This window comes from Corynebacterium renale (genome assembly GCF_002563965.1).
In the GTDB taxonomy this organism is placed as follows: domain Bacteria; phylum Actinomycetota; class Actinomycetes; order Mycobacteriales; family Mycobacteriaceae; genus Corynebacterium; species Corynebacterium renale.
Map to the genome: position 1 here is coordinate 2,112,820 of NZ_PDJF01000001.1, position 19,344 is coordinate 2,132,163.

At 58.7% G+C, this 19,344-nt stretch carries 22 protein-coding genes; 4 read left to right on the plus strand and 18 right to left on the minus strand.

Going from position 1 to position 19,344, the window contains the following annotated elements; genetic code table 11:
* Positions 1-53: 53 nt before the first annotated feature.
* The 3 genes from ATK06_RS09880 (at position 54) to ATK06_RS09890 (ending at position 2,425) form a co-directional block, all read left to right on the plus strand.
* Positions 54-725 carry a 3'-5' exonuclease gene (locus ATK06_RS09880; protein WP_098389276.1) on the plus strand — a complete coding sequence of 224 codons (672 nt, stop codon included), beginning with the start codon at positions 54-56 and terminating at the stop codon, positions 723-725.
* A gap of 69 nt (positions 726-794) precedes the next feature.
* The gene (locus tag ATK06_RS09885; RefSeq protein WP_048380588.1) at positions 795-1,007 is read left to right on the plus strand and encodes a heavy-metal-associated domain-containing protein; all 213 of its coding nucleotides are present in this window, start codon (positions 795-797) and stop codon (positions 1,005-1,007) included.
* Positions 1,008-1,033: 26 nt separating this feature from the next.
* Positions 1,034-2,425, plus strand: a complete 1,392-nt coding sequence (locus tag ATK06_RS09890) for a DHA2 family efflux MFS transporter permease subunit (protein ID WP_083986077.1) — start codon at positions 1,034-1,036, stop codon at positions 2,423-2,425.
* Here the strand turns inward: ATK06_RS09890 and ATK06_RS09895 are convergent.
* Genes ATK06_RS09895 through ATK06_RS09905 form a run of 3 tightly spaced genes read right to left on the minus strand, consistent with a single transcriptional unit; the run spans position 2,400 to position 4,898 of the window.
* Positions 2,400-3,266, minus strand: coding sequence for a hypothetical protein (locus tag ATK06_RS09895; RefSeq protein WP_098389277.1), 867 nt, complete (start codon positions 3,264-3,266; stop codon positions 2,400-2,402). The genes ATK06_RS09890 and ATK06_RS09895 overlap by 26 nt on opposite strands.
* A 2-nt stretch (positions 3,267-3,268) precedes the next feature.
* Positions 3,269-4,348, minus strand: a complete 1,080-nt coding sequence (mnmA, locus tag ATK06_RS09900) for a tRNA 2-thiouridine(34) synthase MnmA (RefSeq protein ID WP_098389278.1) — start codon at positions 4,346-4,348, stop codon at positions 3,269-3,271.
* 46 nt (positions 4,349-4,394) lie between these two features.
* Positions 4,395-4,898 carry a GNAT family N-acetyltransferase gene (locus ATK06_RS09905; protein WP_053072806.1) on the minus strand — a complete coding sequence of 168 codons (504 nt, stop codon included), beginning with the start codon at positions 4,896-4,898 and terminating at the stop codon, positions 4,395-4,397.
* 38 nt (positions 4,899-4,936) lie between these two features.
* Here ATK06_RS09905 and ATK06_RS09910 point away from each other — a divergent pair, with 38 nt between their 5' ends.
* The gene (locus tag ATK06_RS09910; RefSeq protein ID WP_231913496.1) at positions 4,937-5,773 is read left to right on the plus strand and encodes a spermidine synthase; all 837 of its coding nucleotides are present in this window, start codon (positions 4,937-4,939) and stop codon (positions 5,771-5,773) included.
* Between the two features lie 18 nt (positions 5,774-5,791).
* On the opposite strand, the gene ATK06_RS09915 is transcribed toward ATK06_RS09910, so the two are convergent.
* The 15 genes from ATK06_RS09915 to atpA all read right to left on the minus strand — a co-directional run bounded on the left by ATK06_RS09915 (position 5,792) and on the right by atpA (position 19,303).
* A complete protein-coding gene (locus tag ATK06_RS09915; RefSeq protein WP_098389279.1) occupies positions 5,792-6,928 on the minus strand; it encodes a cysteine desulfurase family protein in 1,137 nt (378 codons plus the stop codon).
* Between the two features lie 7 nt (positions 6,929-6,935).
* Entirely contained in the window at positions 6,936-7,889 is a 954-nt protein-coding gene (locus ATK06_RS09920; RefSeq protein WP_098389280.1) for an electron transfer flavoprotein subunit alpha/FixB family protein, read from the minus strand.
* Positions 7,890-8,669 carry an electron transfer flavoprotein subunit beta/FixA family protein gene (locus ATK06_RS09925; RefSeq protein WP_098389281.1) on the minus strand — a complete coding sequence of 260 codons (780 nt, stop codon included), beginning with the start codon at positions 8,667-8,669 and terminating at the stop codon, positions 7,890-7,892. It lies immediately after the preceding gene.
* 50 nt (positions 8,670-8,719) lie between these two features.
* Positions 8,720-9,859 (minus strand): THUMP-like domain-containing protein, encoded by a 1,140-nt coding sequence (locus ATK06_RS09930; RefSeq protein ID WP_098389282.1) that lies wholly within the window; start codon positions 9,857-9,859, stop codon positions 8,720-8,722.
* Between the two features lie 30 nt (positions 9,860-9,889).
* Positions 9,890-10,693 carry an NUDIX hydrolase gene (locus ATK06_RS09935; RefSeq protein ID WP_048380579.1) on the minus strand — a complete coding sequence of 268 codons (804 nt, stop codon included), beginning with the start codon at positions 10,691-10,693 and terminating at the stop codon, positions 9,890-9,892.
* Between the two features lie 112 nt (positions 10,694-10,805).
* Positions 10,806-11,633 carry an ABC transporter ATP-binding protein gene (locus ATK06_RS09940; protein WP_098389283.1) on the minus strand — a complete coding sequence of 276 codons (828 nt, stop codon included), beginning with the start codon at positions 11,631-11,633 and terminating at the stop codon, positions 10,806-10,808.
* A gap of 44 nt (positions 11,634-11,677) precedes the next feature.
* Positions 11,678-12,607, minus strand: a complete 930-nt coding sequence (locus ATK06_RS09945; protein ID WP_098389284.1) for a tetratricopeptide repeat protein — start codon at positions 12,605-12,607, stop codon at positions 11,678-11,680.
* 5 nt (positions 12,608-12,612) lie between these two features.
* Positions 12,613-12,933, minus strand: a complete 321-nt coding sequence (locus ATK06_RS09950; protein WP_048380577.1) for an MTH1187 family thiamine-binding protein — start codon at positions 12,931-12,933, stop codon at positions 12,613-12,615.
* A 61-nt stretch (positions 12,934-12,994) separates the two neighbouring features.
* Positions 12,995-13,282: a hypothetical protein gene (locus ATK06_RS11455; protein ID WP_098389285.1), complete on the minus strand. Its 288-nt coding sequence runs from the start codon at positions 13,280-13,282 to the stop codon at positions 12,995-12,997.
* Between the two features lie 34 nt (positions 13,283-13,316).
* Complete coding sequence (gene nucS, locus ATK06_RS09960) at positions 13,317-14,009, minus strand: endonuclease NucS (RefSeq protein ID WP_048380575.1); 693 nt, start codon at positions 14,007-14,009, stop codon at positions 13,317-13,319.
* A gap of 46 nt (positions 14,010-14,055) precedes the next feature.
* Positions 14,056-14,577, minus strand: a complete 522-nt coding sequence (locus ATK06_RS09965) for a DUF2550 domain-containing protein (RefSeq protein WP_143341417.1) — start codon at positions 14,575-14,577, stop codon at positions 14,056-14,058.
* A gap of 207 nt (positions 14,578-14,784) precedes the next feature.
* A complete protein-coding gene (locus ATK06_RS09970) occupies positions 14,785-15,156 on the minus strand; it encodes a F0F1 ATP synthase subunit epsilon (protein WP_048380571.1) in 372 nt (123 codons plus the stop codon).
* A 13-nt stretch (positions 15,157-15,169) separates the two neighbouring features.
* Positions 15,170-16,621, minus strand: coding sequence for a F0F1 ATP synthase subunit beta (gene atpD, locus ATK06_RS09975; RefSeq protein WP_048380569.1), 1,452 nt, complete (start codon positions 16,619-16,621; stop codon positions 15,170-15,172).
* Between the two features lie 3 nt (positions 16,622-16,624).
* Positions 16,625-17,605, minus strand: a complete 981-nt coding sequence (locus ATK06_RS09980; RefSeq protein WP_048380567.1) for a F0F1 ATP synthase subunit gamma — start codon at positions 17,603-17,605, stop codon at positions 16,625-16,627.
* Between the two features lie 57 nt (positions 17,606-17,662).
* Complete coding sequence (gene atpA, locus ATK06_RS09985) at positions 17,663-19,303, minus strand: F0F1 ATP synthase subunit alpha (RefSeq protein ID WP_048380565.1); 1,641 nt, start codon at positions 19,301-19,303, stop codon at positions 17,663-17,665.
* Positions 19,304-19,344: the final 41 nt, after the last annotated feature.

The following is a 19,344-nucleotide window of genomic DNA, read 5'->3' on the forward strand; positions in this document are numbered from 1 at the left end:
TGGCCAGGCGGATGTTCGAATGAGTCTCTGCCCCATTTACTAGGGTGGTAGCCATGTTGCCTTTCAACCCCAAGAAGATGTTGGCATTCGATCTTGAGACCACGTCAGCAAAACCCACCGAAGCGCGGATTGTTATCTCTGCGTTGGTACGGATCGACCCCGACGGTGCCCACCCCGAAGAACTCCTTGCAGACCCCGGGGTAGAAATCCCCGAGGCCGCCCAGAAAGTTCACGGCATCTCTACCGAATACGCACGTGAACACGGCGCACCGCACGAGGAGGTCTTGGCACAGACCATCCAGACGCTCTACAAGGCGTGGGAAGAGGACTACGCGGTAGTCGCATACAATGCGAACTACGACCTCACCGTCCTGCATAGCCTGGACCCCACGTTTACTGTCAATGGTGCGGTTTTTGACCCATACGTCGTCGATAAAGTGCTTGACCGGTACCGGACGGGAAAGCGCACACTCACCGACGTCTGCGCGCACTACAACGTCCGCTTGGATAACGCCCACGAAGCCACCGCCGACGCACTTGCCGCCGCCCGCATCGCATGGATGCAGGCGCGCAAGTACCCAGACCTGCTTGAACAATCCGGCGAAGAGCTCATGGAGTTCCAAGCTGTGGGCTATTACGAAGTACAAGAAGACTTCAAGAAGTATCTGGAGTCCCGAGGCAAAGATGGATCGAACGTTTCGACCAGCTGGCCCATCCAGTCCTAACCCTTGAAACATACCCCCAGGGGGTATATGGTGGTGGCGTAAAACAGCGCACACAGAAAGGCACACTCAATGGTTACCCAAACGTATGATGTCACCGGCATGACCTGTGGCCACTGCGAGGCAGCAGTCCGTGAAGAAGTAGGCGATATCGCAGGCGTTACCGCCGTGACCGCTGACCACAACACCGGCAAGGTAGAAGTGACCGCCGAAGGCACCGTCGATGACGCAGCTGTGATCGACGCCATCAAGGAGGCCGGATACGAGGCCACCCCTTCCGCCTAACCCGCAAGCTGTGCATAATGGGTGCAATGAGCACCCCTTCACCGACGCTCCCCCTGCCCGCGCGCCAAGCCTGGCCCGCACTGGCAGTGTTGTGCGTCGGTTTTTTCATGATGCTGCTGGACCAATCCATCGTGGCCGTAGCAACCCCGCACCTTCAAGCAGATTTAGGTGCCAGTTATAACGCCATAGTCTGGATTACCGCCGCATACCTGTTTACGTACGCTGTCCCGCTCCTAGTCACGGGGCGGCTCGGCGATAAATTTGGGCCCAAGAAGGTGTACATCACCGGCATGGCTGTATTCACACTTGCCTCCGTGGCCTGCGCATTCGCCCCAAGTTCAGGGTGGCTCATCGCAGCGCGTGCGCTTCAAGGGTTAGGTGCAGCACTGCTCAGCCCACAAACAATGAGCATCATCAACCGCATCTTCCCAAAAGACAAACTCGGCTCCGCGCTCGGAATCTGGGGTGCCACGGCCGGCATCGCGGGCATGACCGGTCCCATCGCCGGCGGATTCATTACCGAATACTGGGGCTGGCAGTGGATCTTTCTGATCAACGTACCCATCGGCATCTGCGTGGTCCTTGCCGCCGCACGGTGGCTTCCCGAATTTCCCCCACTACCACGCCGTCTGGATCCTGGCTCCATCATCTTGAGCATCATTGCCGTTTTCCTCGTTGTCTTTAGTATTCAGCAAGGCGAGGTCTTTAACTGGGCGTGGTGGATCTGGGTGCTTCTTGTCGCTGGTCTAGCTGTGTTTGCGATTTTCATCCGTAGGCAAGCCACCACCCACGACGAGCCCTTGGTACCACTGCGGATTTTCTCCAACATCCATTTCTCCACCGGCAATGTGGGAATTTTCGCCATGGGCATGACCGTGGCCTCCATCCCCCTGCCACTCATGCTGTACTTCCAGAAAGTCCACGGCCTCAACGCGTCTGCAGCAGGCGCGATGATGATCTGCCAGGCAGGCATTTCCTTCCTGCTCTCCCCGCTCGTAGGAAAGCTTGTAGACAAGTCCAGCCCCACCCTCCTTGCCGTTTTTGGCTTTTCGACGATGACCTTATCCATCACCGGCCTCTCGCTGGCAATGGTCACGCACGCTCCACTCTGGGCAATCGGCATCGCGCTAGCCGGGTTGGGAATTGGCAACGCATTCATTTGGGCGCCTAACTCGCGCTCAACCCTCGGCGACCTCCCTGGCGACCTCGCCGGCGCGGGATCCGGAGTGTACAACACCACCCGTCAAGTCGGCGCGGTCGTGGGAACGGCAGCTGTCGGCGCTTTACTCCAACTCGGGGTTGGCGCGGACCAGGGTGCGAAAGCCTATGGATTCTCTATCAGTGTGCTCATCGTCGCGATGCTCGCGGCGGTAGGCGTGACAGTATGGACCGCTATCCAAGACCGCCGGCGCGGATAACTTCCGCGCACTTTCGCATCTGGGCAATATCGGCGGCAGCGGTCAGCGAATCCGGCCACGCCGACGAAACCCCCAACGGCACTGTGGCTAGTAATTCAGGATCAAAGCCTACGTCCTCCCACAGGTGCACCAGTTCTTTCGGCCCCGGCGGGTTCTCCACAGCAGTCGGCGCGCCCTGAGCAAGCCGGGCGGCCAGCAGGTCACGCCCCACAGTATCCTGCAGCCTGCCCCACGGCACCACCAGCGGTCCCCCAACGAACCGTGCAGCAGGAGTACGTACCCACATGTCGGTGTAGTCGGAGTGGAGCCACTCTTCATCAATGGGAGCCACGTGGTCAAAATCGTGCGTATCTGCCCACCCGCCCGCAGAGAGAAATTCCAGGTCGGGCTCGTCGATAAGCACTGTGAGCCCCGCGCCTAACCGGGTACTGGCTGTCGCCCGTAATTCGTCGACGGCGCCGTGCCATTCATCGTGGAGATCACGGGTTGCGCTGCGGTCGCTGACAACCCTATGTCCATTAGAGAGTTCCACGCGGGCAGCCAGAGTCCACGGGCCGCACACGAGGATCGCTACGTCCTCGTAGCGTCCTGACCACTGTTCCTCCAGGAGATCCCAGTAATACGCCCACCCGTCGCGCCAGTGCCGGGAGACCGTGCGTCCGTGCGGGGAAAGTTCATAACGCCGCGGGCCACGGTCAAAATTCAAACCAGTCAGGGCTAGTGTTTCGGCCACGTGATCTGGGCCGGTCGGGATAGTCGGCGTGGCAAGTTCACCCGCCATCACCTCCATGGCATCGGCGTGCGGACCGGGCAAGGCCCCGCACACGAAAACATCAACCATGGCTAGCTGGTCTTAAAAATCGTGCCCGAGCCCAACACAATATCGCCATCAGCGTCCGGCAAGTACAAGACAGCAGCCTGCCCCGGTGCCACACCAGAAAGCTCCTGGTGCAGATGCAAGACCATGGAATCATTCTCCCGGTCGATCTCCGCGATACAATCCACCAGCCCTCCGTGGGCACGCACCTGGACCTGTCCTTCCACGCGGCCATCCATTGCCGGGTGCAGGTACTTCAGGCGGTCAGCGTGGATCACCCCCACCTTCAGGTCCTCGCGGCTGCCCACGGTCACAGTCCCCGTCGCAGCGTCGATACCGGTGACGTAGCGGGGGCTACCGTCAGCGGTCGGGGTCTTGATGTCCAAGCCCTTACGCTGGCCGATTGTGTAGCCGTAGACTCCGTCGTGTTCCTTCAGTTCCTTACCGGACTGATCCACGATCATGCCCGGGCGCATCCCGATGTGCGACCCCAGGAACGCCTGGGTGTTCCCGTCAGGGATAAAGCAGATGTCGTAACTATCCGGCTTCTTCGCTACCGAAAACCCGTGGCGGGCGGCCTCCTCGCGAATCTGCGGCTTCTCCGTATCCCCAACCGGGAACATGCAATGTGCAACCTCATGTGCCCCCAGCACGCCCAAAACGTAGGACTGGTCCTTGCGCGGGTCAATAGCGCGACGCAGGTAGCCATTGTCATCGATGCGGGCATAGTGGCCGGTGACGACGGCGTCGAAACCCAGCGCAATGCCGCGCTCTAAAAGTGCCGCAAACTTGATTTTCTCATTACACCGCAGACACGGGTTCGGTGTTTCACCGCGGGCATAGGAATCCACGAAATCGTCGATGACGTCTTCTTTGAAGCGGTCAGAGAAATCCCACACATAAAACGGGATGCCCAGCTTGTCACACACCCGGCGCGCATCGGCAGAGTCCTCTAGGGAACAGCAGCCTCGGGAAGATTCGCGCACCGATTGGGGGTCCCTGGATAATGCCAGGTGAACCCCTATAACCTCATGGCCGGCCTCGACTGCGCGGGCTGCGGCGACTGCCGAATCAACCCCTCCGCTCATAGCTGCTAAAACACGCATGCCAGATACCGTACACTTGGTTTTTAGGCGTGTAAAAACGAGATGTTTATAAGTCAACAATCATGCGTTGCATGAGCGTACCCTCATAGACGTCGTCGCGCGGCGGGCCGTCCTTACGCCACCCCTTTGCTTCGTAGAATCCTTCCGCACGCTGGTTGAGTGGATGCATCCACAGGAAAGCGCGCGTGGCGCCGCGGGCACGCATATTTTCTATCGCATTAGCCATGAGTAAGGAACCGACGGACTTCCCCCAGGAGTCCGGGTGCAGGTAGATGGTCTCCAATTCCAGCTCCCCGGGTTGGGCGTGGCCGCGACCCGTCCCGATAACGCGGTATCCAATCACCACACCGTTTTCTTCGGCCACCACGATTTCGCCAGGTTTCGCTGCTGCGATGTCTATACGCCATTGATCCGCATACCCCTCTGGGCCAGGAGCAATGAGGTGCTCAGCAATTCCGATGGACGAAAAAGCGGCGATCCAGGATTCGTATTTCACGATTCCGAGCCGGGAGGCGTCGAGAAGCGTGGCATCACGCAGCGTAACAGTCATGGCAGGCATCTTAATAGGCGCCCGGTATGGTTTTGAGAATGGACCGAAGCGCACACGACACATACGAGATTGACCAGGGCATCGCGCAACTTGTCCCCGACCCGGACATGGCCGACGCGTGGGTACTGACCATCAACGGGGTGCCCAGCTCCCACGTTGCGGTCGGGCAGCCCCTCTACCTGGATTTTGAGTACATGCGCTGGATGTCCACCATCATCCAGCATCACGTGGACAACCACCTCGACTCCGCCAAGCTGCGGGTCACGCACCTTGGCGGGGCCGGATGCACGATGGCCCGCTTCCTCGCGGCGGTGTACCCGCGCTCGCGCAACACGGTTGTGGAACTCGACGCTGCGTTGGCACACTTGGCGCGTGAGCTCTTCGACATCCCGCGCAGCCCCAGCGTGAAGATTCGAGTCGGTGAGGCCCGCGCGGTCACCGAAACATTCGTGCCACAGTCGCGCGATGTCATCATCCGGGATGTATTCACCGACGCAAAAACCCCACAGAATTTGGCCACAGTCGAATTCTTCCGCCTCTGCGCCACTTCCCTATCCGAACGCGGCCTCTACGTATCCAACTGTGGCGACCACTCCGACCTGCGCGTCGCGAAAGCCGAAATCGCGGGCATGCGTGAAGTCTTCGCCAACGTGGCCGTCATCGCAGATCCGGCCATGCTCAAGGGGCGCCGCTACGGGAACATCGTGCTGGTTGGTTCGAATGCGCCACTTCCCCAAGACAATGCGCCCGAGTTCGCCCGCGAACTGCTTGGTGGGGCTGTACCCGCGCAGTACCACACGGGCGGATGGCTAGATAGGTTTGCCTCGGGTGGAAGCCCGCTTCACGACGAGCCTCCGGCCGAAGCATCCTCCTAATCGGAAGTGCCCCGGGAGTTACGCCATGCCCGCGGCGCGTGCTTTCTGCACGATTTCCGGCAGAACCGCGACAAGTGCGTCCACGTCCTCTTGGGTGGTGGTGCGCCCCAGGGAAAAGCGTAGGGTTCCGCGGGCATCGTGCTCCGGCACGCCCATCGCTAAGAGGACGCGGCTCGCCCGGTTCACACCCGACGAACACGCAGACCCCGTCGATGCGGCGAAACTAGCGTTGTCCAAGAGCATGAGAAGGCTATCGCCCTCCGCTCCCGGGAAACACAGGTTGAGGTGCCCAGGCAGTGCGGGCTCGAAAGTGTTCACGCGAACATCGGGGACCGAATCCACGATGCGGTCACGCAGCTGGTCGCGCAATTCACGGAGCCGCCTATTTTCCTCGTGTGCTTCCCCGAGCGCTGCTTCCAGAGCTGCGGCCATTGCTGCTGCGGACGCCACATCTGCGGTGCCAGGCCGTATGCCGCGTTCCTGACCACCGCCAAAAAGAATGGGAGCTGGGGCTGGGCTGCGGCGAGCGAGCAGAAATCCAATGCCACGCGGGCCACCATATTTGTGGGCGCTCGATGCCAGGGTGGTTGCACCCAGTGCGTGGAAATGAATGGGCACGCGGCCGATGGCCTGGACTGCGTCGATATGCACCGGGGTTTCGGTTGCGTGTGCCCGCGCAATGATCTCTTCGACTGGTTGGATTGCGCCAGTTTCATTATTGGCCAGCATCACGGCTGCCACAGCTGCGGGTTCGTCGAGGGCGGAAAGGTCTTCGACGTGCCCGTTTCCACTAACCGGCAGTTCAGCGACCTCTGCCCCATGCTTGTCACGCAGGTACCCTACTGTGTCGCGCACTGCGGAGTGCTCAACCGACGAAGTCACGACCCGGTTGGACGCACTAGCTGCAAAGAGCCCTTGCACTGCAATGTTGTCAGCCTCTGTGCCGGACGCAGTGAAGATAACCTCCACTGGGTCCGCGCCCATGAGCTCCGCAATTTTCTCGCGCGCCTGGTCAAGCACGCTAGCCGAAGCCCGCCCCGATGCGTAGTTACCACCGGGGTTAAGCGCGCCTGCGTGTTCCACCCAGGTATCGATAGCAACCTGGCGCATCGGCGCGGTTGCGGCATGGTCGAAGTAGTACGTGGACTGACCCATTGAGTGCTTAGTTCTCCTGTGGAAGACGGTCGATGAGCTGCGGAACAATGTCGAAGAGATCGCCTACGATGCCGAGGTCGGCAATCTTGAAGATGTCAGCGTCTTCGTCCTCGTTGATAGCAATGATCTTGGTGGACGTCTGCATCCCAGAGGTGTGCTGAATCGCACCCGAAATACCCACGCCGATGTACACGTCAGGCGAGATAGTCACACCCGTCTGGCCTACCTGGTACTGGCCGTCGATGTACCCCAGTTCCACGGCGTCGCGGGTACCGCCAACAGCGGCACCCAGGGCGTCCGCAAGGCCACCGACCAGGCGTTCAAATTCTTCCTTCGACCCCAAGCCACGACCGCCGCACACGACAATCTTGGCCTGCGTCAATTCTGGGCGCGAACCACGCACGGCCGGGGCAAAGTCTGTAACCTTCACATCCTTAACGGACGCTCCAGGTAACGGCAGCACATCGAGGGCACCAGCAGCCTGCTGGGGGTTTGCCGCTACGGCGCCTGGCCGCACGGTGTAAATCGGGCTGTTGCCACCAACCGCGGACGATACTTCAACGGTGTCCCCGAAGATGGACTGGCGCGCTGTACGATCCGGGTTCAGCGCAACAACGTCGCAGAGGACACCGGAAGCAACGCGCGCAGCCAGACGTCCGGCGATTTCATTACCGGCCGGGGTTGCAGGCAGCACAATGGGCGCCGGGTTTTGTGCAGCGAGGATGGACACCGCGTCCACCTCGGGCAGCAGAAGACGTTGTGCGTAGTCAGGAGCTTCTGCACTGACAACGCGCGCCGCACCGGCTTCGGCAAGCGCCGGCTGGACCGCAGAGCCAACGCCCGGTTCACCTACGACAACCGCAGTGACGTCACCAAAGACGCGGGCTGCCGTGATGAGCTCGGCGGCAACGGGATCCACCTGGCCACCAGATTGAGGGGCGAGAACATATACCTGAGACATTTAAACCTCCGCAATCAATTCAATGGCACGGTCAACTGCAACATCACCGCGCAGCATTTCACCAGCAGCGCGTTCTGCACGCGGTTGGGCTGCAACAACAGCCGTCGCAGCGTGGCTGCCGCCGACCTGCTCTGGTGCCACTCCCAAATCTGCTAGCGAGTACACCGTCACCTGGTGTTTCTTGGCGGCCATGAGGCCCTTAAAGTTCGGGAAGCGAGGTTTTCCGGCCTGGTCCGTAACGGACACAATCGCAGGCACGGATGCGCTGACGGTGTAGCGGCCATGATTGTCGTCGCGGTGTGCGGTAACGGTCGTGCCGTCGGCACTGAGCTCTACCCCGGTAACCTGCGTCAGGGCAGGAACCTGACGGTACTCGGCAATCACTCCAGGCAGCGCACCCATCTGGCCGTCGGACGACGAATTACCTGCGACGATCAACTGGAGATCCGCAATCGTATTCAGTGCGTTAGTCAGCGCCCAGGCAGTGCCCAGCAAGTCCGAGCCAGCGAGCGCATCGTCTTGGACGTGAATGGCATCGTCGGCGCCCATAGCGAGGGCTTTGCGCAACGCCTCGTCGGCGCCTGCTGGGCCCATGGTTACTGCTACGACCCGGTAGCCTTCGTGGTTGTCCTTCAGCTGCAAGGCCGCTTCTACTGCGAACTCATTGACCTCGTCGAGGATGGAATCCACATTGTCGCGGTCCAGCGTGTAATCAGCTTCAAGAGACTTTGTCGACCACGTGTCTGGAACATTTTTTACCAACACTGCAATAGTGGGCATGCACGCTCGCCTTTCCTAATACTTATGATTCAATCGCCCGCCAAGTCTACTCACCCAAAAGTTCGTGGGCCACACACGAGCGCCACTCCCGCGCGCCCGATGCGCGTGATAACGACCGCCATACTGTTACTTCCGCGCAATTTCAATTTCTTGCGCAGCTGGTCAGGGTTAATATCCACTCCTCGAATCAGGATTTCCAGCGCGCCCACGTCCTTGCCTTTCAGCGCTGCGGAAAGCTTCTTTAATGGAACCTGCTCGATGAATTCAAAACCGCTCACACCAGGTGGCAACGAGTCGCCAGTGACGTAAGCAATACGCGGGTCCAACATCCACAGGCCATGGCGGGCGGCCCAGTGCTGCACCAGACCCGCTCGTACGATTGCCCCATCCGGGTCAATGATGAACTTCCCGGGTGCGGCCGCAGCGACCTCAGCGGGGTGCTCGTTGGTCACCGTCTCCCGGTTCTCACCCCGAAGCACCCACGCTTCTCGACGACCTTCCGGCCCAAAACCACGGCTGTACAGGCACGCCTCTTTGACTCCACCATCCACGCTCGTGACAACAACCGGTCCCTCCCAAGACGAAAAGTCCAGTCCCGGTGCGCATTTAATAGCAAGTTGACACCCTGCATAAGCCGTGACGAGATCCGGCAACGGTGGGATCAGATTCTCCGGCTTAGTAATGCGCTTCCCACCGGATCTGCGCGCCGGATCAGCGACAATCACGTCCGCGTTACTGACCGGGACTAGCGCATCGGCGTGCGCAAATAAACCGTGCGGGACGTTGTAGCTCGCCATGAGCAAGCGTGAAAAGTCAAGATCAGAGCCCACGTAACCCATCCCGGCCTCAGTAAGAGCGTACCCTTCGCTGCCGACCGAACACGTCACATCATGAACAACCGCGCTAGGCATACTCTCCGCGATGAATGCCGCGCGGGCTGCAGCAACCTCATGCGGGGTGGCCTGCTGGGTGGACTCGTTATCAGCCAACCATCCAGACACCGGAAACTTATCTTTTCTATTCACTTCCGCCCACTCTGCAGCAGCGCGCCCCCACTGCCCGAACTCTTTGCGAAATACCTCCGCGTTCGAGACCGCGTGGGCCGGCGAAAACTCCAGGGCCTGTGCACAACGCTCAATCTCGGCGCGGTGTTCCGCTAGGAAATGTACTTCGGGAGGACTAAAACTCACGGGTATCCGATCTGTGGTCGTCGAAAAGCATTAAATGCGGACGTGTGGCTTCACTGTGAAAAACTCTCGGTACTGCGGATCGTCGATGGGATCACCAACCACCGGGGTCATGTCCGACTTCGCAGCCTCTGCCAGTGCCTCCTCCACCGACGCGCACCGCGAAAGCCGCAGCAGTTGAGCCCATGTGGGAATCACAAAACGCACAAGCCCTGCGCGCCACCCCTCAAGCAGCAACTGTGGCGGGAACCAACCGCCCGAGTCCGCCTCAGAGGTATCGTCATCAGGCTCTTGACCAGTGGGATGAGCAGCGAGGAACGTGAAATTATCAAATTCATTACCCGACTCACTAGCCCCCACCCACCGCGCCCAGGGATGGAGCAAATCGCTGTTAATACGCAAATTATTGTCCCAGAGCACATGGGTCAACGACAAGCGGTGCGATTCCAGCGCCAACCGCTCAGGGTGGAACGGGGAAGCATCCGCCACCACCGTCCCGTTAGAGTGCGTGGCTAGCAGAGTGCCCGTTTCTTCAAAAAGTTCACGTACGGCAGCAAAAGCAAGGGCCTGCGCCTGCGATGTGGTTGTCCCCAACTGCGCTGCTAGGTCTTCCACCGGAAGACCGGACCACAGCGATGCATCCGTCTTTCCTTCTTCCATCGGAAAATCACGCACGTCAACGCCGCCACCCGGGAAAACGGTCACGCCGGGATAATTAGGCATGGAAGTCACTCGTTCTTGGACCCACACCTCAAGGCCCAGACGACCGTCGCGCACCAGCATGACGGTGGCCGCGAGCCGCGAACCACCGTGGCCGGTATACACCCTTTGCGTCATGGTGCAAACAACACTCCCGCCTGACCGCTACTGCCTACGACGTGTGCAACAGCCCACAGTCTACTCTGCACCTGCGCACGGTATCGGAGCAGCACAGCCTAACCCGAACACGCTACGCGCGATGCGCCCCACCACGACGTGCACGACGCGCGAAGAACCGCCCATCGATAGTGTCCAAAGTCACCGGCTGGTGGAACGTCTTTGACAAATTCTCGCTGGTCATAACCTCTGCGATTGGGCCTTGTGCCACGATCTCACCTTCGTCGAGAAGCATCACGTGGGTGAAACCTTGGGGGATTTCCTCAACGTGGTGGGTAATCATGATGATCGCCGGGGCATCCTCATCGGCAGCGAGTTCCGTCAAGTACGCGACCAAATCCTCACGCCCACCCAGATCCATACCTGCGGTGGGTTCGTCAAGGATGAGCAATTCAGGATTAATCATGAGTGCGCGGGCAACCATCACGCGTTTGCGCTCACCCTCAGAAAGAGTGCCCCACTCTCGGTCACGCAGATGCAACGCACCAAGCTGCTCCAAAATATCGTGAGCACGGTCAAAGTCGGTCTCATCGTATTCTTCACGCCACCGCCCCAAAATGGCGTAACCAGCCGAGATGACCAGATCCCCCACATTTTCATGATCAGGAATGCGGTGCGCCAATGCTGACGAGGACATCCCGATTGCAGCCCGCAAATCACGCAAGTCCGTCTTGCCCAAGGTTTCACCCAGAAGCGCAGCGGTACCTTCCGACGGGAATTCCTCAGCCGAAGCTATGCGGATCAGCGAAGTCTTACCAGCACCATTTGGACCGATGATGACCCACCGCTGACCAGGCTCCACCTGCCAGGACACCGGCCCAACCAGCGTGTTACCGCCGCGGCGCAGGGATACGTCGTGGAAATCAATTAATAAATCATCGCGTTCAGTCACACTGCCCATTGTGCCCCAGATTCCGCTCGGGGGTGGGTTTAGCAAGGCCGCGTTTAGAACAAAGCGCTCGCTAGCCGCCGGCGAGCGTCCAAGACGCGGGAATCGTCAGATTCGAAAAGCGTAAACAGTTCAAAGAGGCGTTCCTTAGCGGCAGTCTTTTCGTCGGCATCAGTGGCCGTGGTAGCCCAGCCGATAAGACGTTCAAATGCCCGTTCTGGGGCACCGGAAATCACTTCAGCATCCGCTGCTGCAAGTGCCGCATTCAGATCGGATGGATTCTGCTCCGCTGCTGTAACCGGATCGGCGTCATCTGCTCCGATACCCGCCTTGTACTCAGCTAGGCGCTGCAACAACCCGACGTTTCCCCGAGCCTGCTTCAAGTACGTCTCGTGGGGATTTTCCTTAATGAGCTGATCATAGATTGCGATCGCCTCATCCCACTTCCCCGCATTCAGTGCCGCTTCGGCAGACTGTAGACGCGGATCATCCTGGGGTGAAGCCTCTCCGCCACGTTCGCTGGCAGGAATACCGGGCAATTGGCTACCCAACTGAGCAACCAGAGCGTGAGTCCACTGCTGCAACGCGTCCTTGGGCTGCGCACCGCTGAAGCTCGTTACCGGCTGGCCTTGGACCAAAACGATGACAGTAGGCACCGCCGTGACGCCGAAAACCTGCGCGATTTCAGGTGTGGTGTCGGCATCAACGTAGGCCACAACGAAGGCCAAATCTGATGCTTCGGCAAGCCCGGTGAGGTCGTCGCAAAGCGTCTTAGACTCCGGCGCCTGCGCTGAGCCTACAACCACGATGACGGGCACCTGGGTCGAACGGCGCGCCACTGCGGTCTCGAAATTGTCCCGAGTGACCGTGGTACACGCAGACACGCCACTGCCGTTAGCTGGTGCCGCACCAGTTCCGGCCTGGGGCTTCTTCTGGAACTGCCCCAAATCAATCGCTCCACCAATAAACTGATCGCCAACTGCCATAGCGTCTACTCCTTCACCGAGTTCACATCACCAATACGTTCACGGGCTGCTTCCACCTTGCGCGACAGCGTCCCAGTGTAGCCACGCCGAATATCTGCTTTCAGGACCAGCGACACCCGCGGCGAGTGCTGAGCCACGACCTCCGTAGCCTCTTTGACTACAGCCATAACCTCATCCCATTCACCCTCAACCAGAGTAAACATTGCGTTCGTCTCATAATCCAGACCTGAATCGCGGACCACCCGAATCGCCTCGGACACAACATCCGCCATTTCTGCATCTGGTGTGTCTGTCGTGGCTGGGGCAACCGAAAAAGCAATCAACATGCCTTAAAGCTTAGCCACGTTTTACCGGCCGCTGCCGAAATGTAAGCCGCACCTCTGCTGCTTATCGACGCTGCCAGCAATGGTTGTGCCAATGCCTACGATCTTCACCTTGACGCCCCGTATACTTCGGCCACGCAACAACGTGTGCCACCCCGGGAACGATCTGTTGGTTACACCCAGGGCACACGTAGTACTTCACTGCCCGCGCTGACCCGATGCGTCGTACCAAGTAAATATCCCCGTGCGTCCACGAGGGCCCTTCAGTCTCTTCCAACCCGTACAGCGTAGCCCCGTCACGCGGGAGCGGGCGAGTATCGCGTCCTCGGATACGCCTATTCTTCCGACCCACGTATCCTCCTTCCTGTCTTCACCCCTGCTATCACTTAGAAAAGACGGAGTTCATCAGACTCGATTCCGCGGAGCTCTTGGTAGTCCAGTGTCACGCACTGAATATCACGGTCTTCAGCGAGCACACGTGCCTGAGGTTTGATTTCTTGGGCTGCGAAAATACCCCGCACAGGAGCAAGCAGCGGATCACGATTCAGCAATTCGAGGTACCGCGTCAATTGTTCTACGCCATCGATATTTCCGCGGCGTTTAATTTCAACAGCAACAGTGCCATGGGCATGGTCTTTGCACAGAATATCTACGGGCCCAATTGCTGTGGGGTATTCGCGACGAATCAACGAATAGCCCTCACCCAGGGTCTCGATGTTATCCGCCAAGAGTTCCTGCAGGTGTGCCTCAACCCCATCTTTTACAAGCCCCGGATCCTGCCCCAACTCAAAGGTCTCATCTTGCAGGACCTCCTCCACAGTGATGCGCAGCTGTTCCCCTTTCGGATTCTCCACAATCCACAGCTGCTCGCCGGTATCTTCTCCGTCTTCATCAACAACCGACGTCTCCGCGACGGTACACGGTGGAGTCATCCAGTTCAGCGGTTTATACGCACGGTCGTCTGCGTGAATGGACACCGAGCCGTCCGCCTTCATCAAAATAAGTCGAAGAGCAGACGGAAGATGGGCATCCAATCGGCCCACATAATCGACAGAACACCGAGCAATAACTAAACGCATGCGCACCACCCTATCGCACCCGCATGGCGGCTAACGTTTCGCGTGCTTATCGACGACGCGACCGCGAAACCCTATCGCGCAGCCGGTGAAAATCAGGCCTCTGCTGCCTGACATCGGGCGCAGCTTCTACCCAGGCGGTGAAAGCCATCTCAGTGCGCAAATCAGCTGACAGCTCCCACTCCACGTCCCCCACAGTGAAGGTGACGATTCCGTTCACAGGCTCTAAAACTGAAGCCTCACGGTCTGTCGCATGACGACGGCCCGTGAGGCTAATGTTTTGGCGGTTAAAAGCTGCGTCGGCGAGTGGCCCCAGCGAACGCAGCTTAAAAAAATGCAGTACATCCCCCTTGTACACGATGGTTCCGTGGCGCCAATGGCGACCATCGTCGGCGGGGAGCATACGCATAACCACGGAGGTACCAGCCGAACGCACGAAGAAGAAACGCCACGCGGCGAGGGCAGCGACAATCACGATGATGGCTACCAGAATCCATTGCACAAACGACATACCGTACGGCCCTCGCTCCATAGAGCACTTCTTCAGTGCGTCCGCTTTGAGTACTTTCACCCCGTCACTGGACGGATTAACCAATGTTAACAGAAGACTAAGTGAAAAATACCTTTGTCTTTATGCAGTCCTAGTTTAACCAATAGTCATGGGTCACGCTAACTGTTTAGCGGGAGCAGGTTATGTCCCCGTGCACCCGAACCGGATAAAAAAACTGCCTGGCCCGTACTCATTCGAGTATGGACCAGGCAGCGGTGAGTTTAAGGCTTACGCAGACTGCAGACGGCGCAGCGCCTTCAACGAAGCAACGCCTCGTGATGCGGTGAGCTCGTCGTCAGAAGAGCTCTGCTCTTCCGCTTCGCCTTCGTTGACTTCATCAGCCCACACGGCCCAGTCAGCCAATACGGTGACTTTTTCCCGTGTGACGTAGAGGAAGCCACCCTGCACGGCAGCCACGACCCGGTCGCCTTCCAGCGGACGGATCGTCACTACGCCGTTTTCTGCCAGCTGAGCTAGCAACGGCTCGTGGCCGGGCAGCACGCCGATCTCACCTTCAGAGGTTTCCGCGGTAAGGATGGACGCTTGTCCTTCCCAGAGCAAACGCTCAACGGAAACCAGTTCCACGGTGATGTCAGCCATGATGGGTTCTCCCCTACTTTTCGGTGATCTTCTTGTACGCAGCCTCGACGTCATCGAGACCACCCAAGCCGTTGAAGGCCTGCTCTGGGTAGTGGTCGAATTCGCCGTTGCAGATGCGTTCGAAGGCATCGATGGTGTCCTCGAGTGGGACGTAGGAGCCCGGCAGACCCGTGAACTTCTCTGCGACGAAGAAGTTCTGGCCGAGGAAGCGCTCGATACGGCGTGCACGTGCAACCGTGATCTTGTCTTCTTCACCGAGTTCGTCCATACCGAGGATGGCGATGATGTCCTGCAGTTCCTTGTTCTTCTGCAGAATACCAATGACGCGCTGAGCAACCGCGTAGTGACGCTCACCAACGATCGACGGCTCGAGAATACGAGAGGTCGAGGTCAGTGGGTTCACAGCTGGGTAAATACCCTTGGATGCAATACCACGGTCCAGCTCGGTCGTTGCGTCCAAGTGAGCGAACGTCGTTGCTGGCGCAGGGTCGGTGTAGTCGTCAGCTGGGACGTACACTGCCTGCAGAGACGTAATGGAACGACCCTTAGTAGAGGTAATGCGCTCCTGAAGAACACCCATCTCGTCTGCCAGCGTTGGCTGGTAACCCACAGCAGAAGGCATGCGGCCCAGAAGGGTCGAAACCTCAGAACCTGCCTGGGTGAAACGGAAGATGTTGTCGATGAACAAAAGCACGTCCTGGTGCTGGACATCGCGGAAGTACTCCGCCATGGTCAGACCAGACAGTGCGACGCGCATACGGACTCCTGGTGGCTCGTCCATCTGGCCGAATACCAGGGCGGTATCTGGGAGCACGCCCATTTCTTCCATTTCGAGGAAGAGGTCGGTGCCCTCACGGGTACGCTCGCCGACGCCCGCGAACACGGAGGTACCGGAGAACTCGCGTGCAATACGGGTAATCATCTCCTGGATGAGAACCGTCTTGCCCACACCTGCACCACCGAACAGACCAATCTTGCCACCCTTGACGTAAGGGGTCAGGAGGTCAATAACCTTGATACCCGTTTCCAGGATCTCGGTCTTACCTTCCAGCTGGTCGAATGGTGGTGGGTCACGGTGGATACCCCAACGCTCGATGCTTGGATCGTCGTTGAGCTCCGGTGCGTCCAGGCAGTCGCCCAGGGCGTTGAATACATGCCCCTTGACGACGTCACCCACTGGGACGGAAATAGGTGCACCCGTGTCCTTGACCTCAGTACCGCGGATCAGACCGTCGGTCGGGGCCATGGAAATGGTGCGAACGAGGTTGTCGCCCAAGTGCTGAGCTACCTCAAGGACAATGGTTTTTGCGACTGCTTCGAGGGTGACCTCGACAGTCAGCGCGTTATTCAGTGCTGGCAGTTCGCCGCGGGGGAACTCCACGTCGACAACCGCACCAATGACGCGCACAACACGGCCGGAGGTGGTCTCCTGGCGTGTGTTCTGCTCGCTGAGAGCTGTAGTCATAATCTAGTCACTTTCTCCGCTATCGGCGAGGGCATCTACGCCGCCGACGATCTCTGTGATTTCCTGAGTAATCTGCGCCTGACGGGCAGCGTTAGCTACTCGAGACAAGTCGTTGACCAGTTCATTCGCGTTGTCCGTTGCCGCCTTCATAGCGGTACGGCGGGCTGCGGATTCCGAAGCAGATGCTTCCAGGAAGTAAGAGAACAACATCCTGGATACATACTGCGGAAGCAGAGCCTCTAGCAACGTGTCTGGATCTGGTTCGAAGGCCACATCGGGTTCAGGCAGATCGCCCGTACCCAACATGTCTTCACCGGTATCGACCTGGTCGTATTCGACAACAGCTTCAATTGGAAGCAACTGATGCGCCTCCGGCTGCTGGGTCAACATCGAGACAAACTCGGTGTAGACGACGTGGACCTGATCGAAACCGAGGATGTCGTCGCCATCGACGCGAAGACCGGTGCGGTCCTTCACGGTTCCTTCCGAACCTGCGAGGAAGCCGTTAATCAGGTGGCGGCGCACATCGTGTGTGCCTTCCCAGGTCGGATCCTGAGAGAATCCGTCCCAAGCGCCTTCAATGTCTTCGTCGCGGAATTCGTAGTAACCGATTCCCTTGGAACCGGTTACGAAGCGGACAACATCGTAGCCTTCGTCTTCAAGCAGCTTGGTCAGTTCAGCGGCCTTCTTGAGCACGTTGTGGTTGTAGCCACCACACATGCCGCGGTCGGACGTGACGACCAGCACTGCTGCTCGGCTGCCCTGACGATCACCGGAATGCCGGAGCATCGGGTGCTCGAGAGAGCTTGCTGAAGCGAGACGTTCCACGACATCCTGGATTTCACGGGCGTAAGGAGCTGCAGCTGCAACGCGGTTTTGCGCCTTAGTAATGCGCGAAGTTGCAATCAACTCCTGTGCCTTGGTGATCTGCTTGGTCGAGTTCACTGACCGGATACGGTCACGTAGTTCACGAAGATTAGCCATGGTTCACGCTCCTCCCTTCTGCAAAATAGACGTTCATTGATTGTGCCTAAAGGCTATCTAGTTCGTCTTCTTGCGGGAGACGGTGAGCTGGTTCTTCTGCACATCACCCTCGGACAGCGCATCGACGTTCTCATCCTGAATGAGCGGTGCGTTGTCAGAAGTGCGGAAGGTGCGGGAGAACGTAGCAGCAGCCTTGCGCAGAGTCTCCTGGGACTCGTCGCTCAGCGCTGCGCCACCGGCAATCTGCTCGTAAACTTCAGGGGTTTCAGCATGCAGGAATTCCTGCAGCTCAGCCTCGTAGCGACGAACATCTTCGACGGGAACAATGTCGAACGCGCCGTCGTTAGCCAACCAAATCGAAACGATCTGGTATTCGACTGGCTGTGGAGAGTTCTCTGCCTGCTTGAGGATCTCGACGAGACGCTGGCCGCGCTCGAGCTGAGCCTTCGAAGCATCGTCAAGGTCGGAAGCGAAGGTAGCGAATGCTTCCAAATCGCGGTACGCAGCGAGGTCAAGACGCAGGGAACCTGCAACCTTCTTCATACCCTTGGTCTGAGCAGCACCACCAACACGAGAGACGGAGATACCGACGTTAATAGCTGGACGAACGCCCTGGTTAAACAGGTCGGACTCTAGGAACACCTGACCGTCAGTAATAGAAATAACGTTGGTCGGGATGAACGCAGAAACGTCGTTAGCCTTGGTCTCAATGATCGGCAACGCGGTCATAGAACCGGCGCCCATGTCGTCGGAGAGCTTTGCAGCACGCTCCAGCAGACGGGAGTGCAGGTAGAACACGTCACCAGGGTAAGCCTCACGGCCCGGTGGACGACGCAGCAGCAGGGAGATAGCACGGTATGCCTCAGCCTGCTTGGTCAGGTCATCATAAATCACCAAGACGTGGTAGCCCTGGTACATCCAGTGCTGGCCAAGAGCTGCACCGGCAAACGGTGCTAGCCACTTGAAACCTGCGGAGTCAGAAGCTGGAGCAGCCACGATGGTGGTGTACTCCAGAGCACCCTGCTCTTCAAGAGTTGCGCGGACACCAGCGATGGTGGAACCCTTCTGGCCAATTGCAACATAGATGCAACGGACCTGCTGGTTCTTGTCGCCAGATTCCCATGCAGCCTTTTGGTTCAAAATGGTGTCAATGCAGACTGCGGTCTTACCAGTCTTGCGGTCACCAATAATAAGCTGACGCTGACCACGACCGATCGGGGTCATTGCGTCAATAGCCTTAATACCGGTCTGGAGTGGCTCTTCCACTGGCTGACGCTGCAGCACGGAAGGTGCCTGGAGTTCCAGCACACGGTTTTCTTCAGCCTCGATAGCGCCCAAGCCATCGATCGGCTGACCCAATGGGTTAATTACGCGGCCCAGGAACTTGTCCCCGACCGGGATAGACAGAACTTCGCCTGTCCGAGTTACTTCGTCGCCCTCTTTGAGAGTCTCGTAGCTACCCAAAATAACGACACCGATGGAATCGGTCTCGAGGTTCTGCGCCACACCAATGACGCCGTTGGGGAACTCGAGCAGCTCATTTGCCATCACGCTAGGCAAGCCCGAAACCTGGGCAATGCCATCCGCGGTGGAAATGACCACGCCGACCTCCTCACGGGAGGCCTCCGCGGAGAAGCTCGAGGTGTAGTTCGCAATCGCGCTACGGATCTCATCGGAGGAGATCGTCAGCTCCGCCATGTTCTTCCTGCTCTCGGTTGTTTCGTTCAATGTGTTCAAAT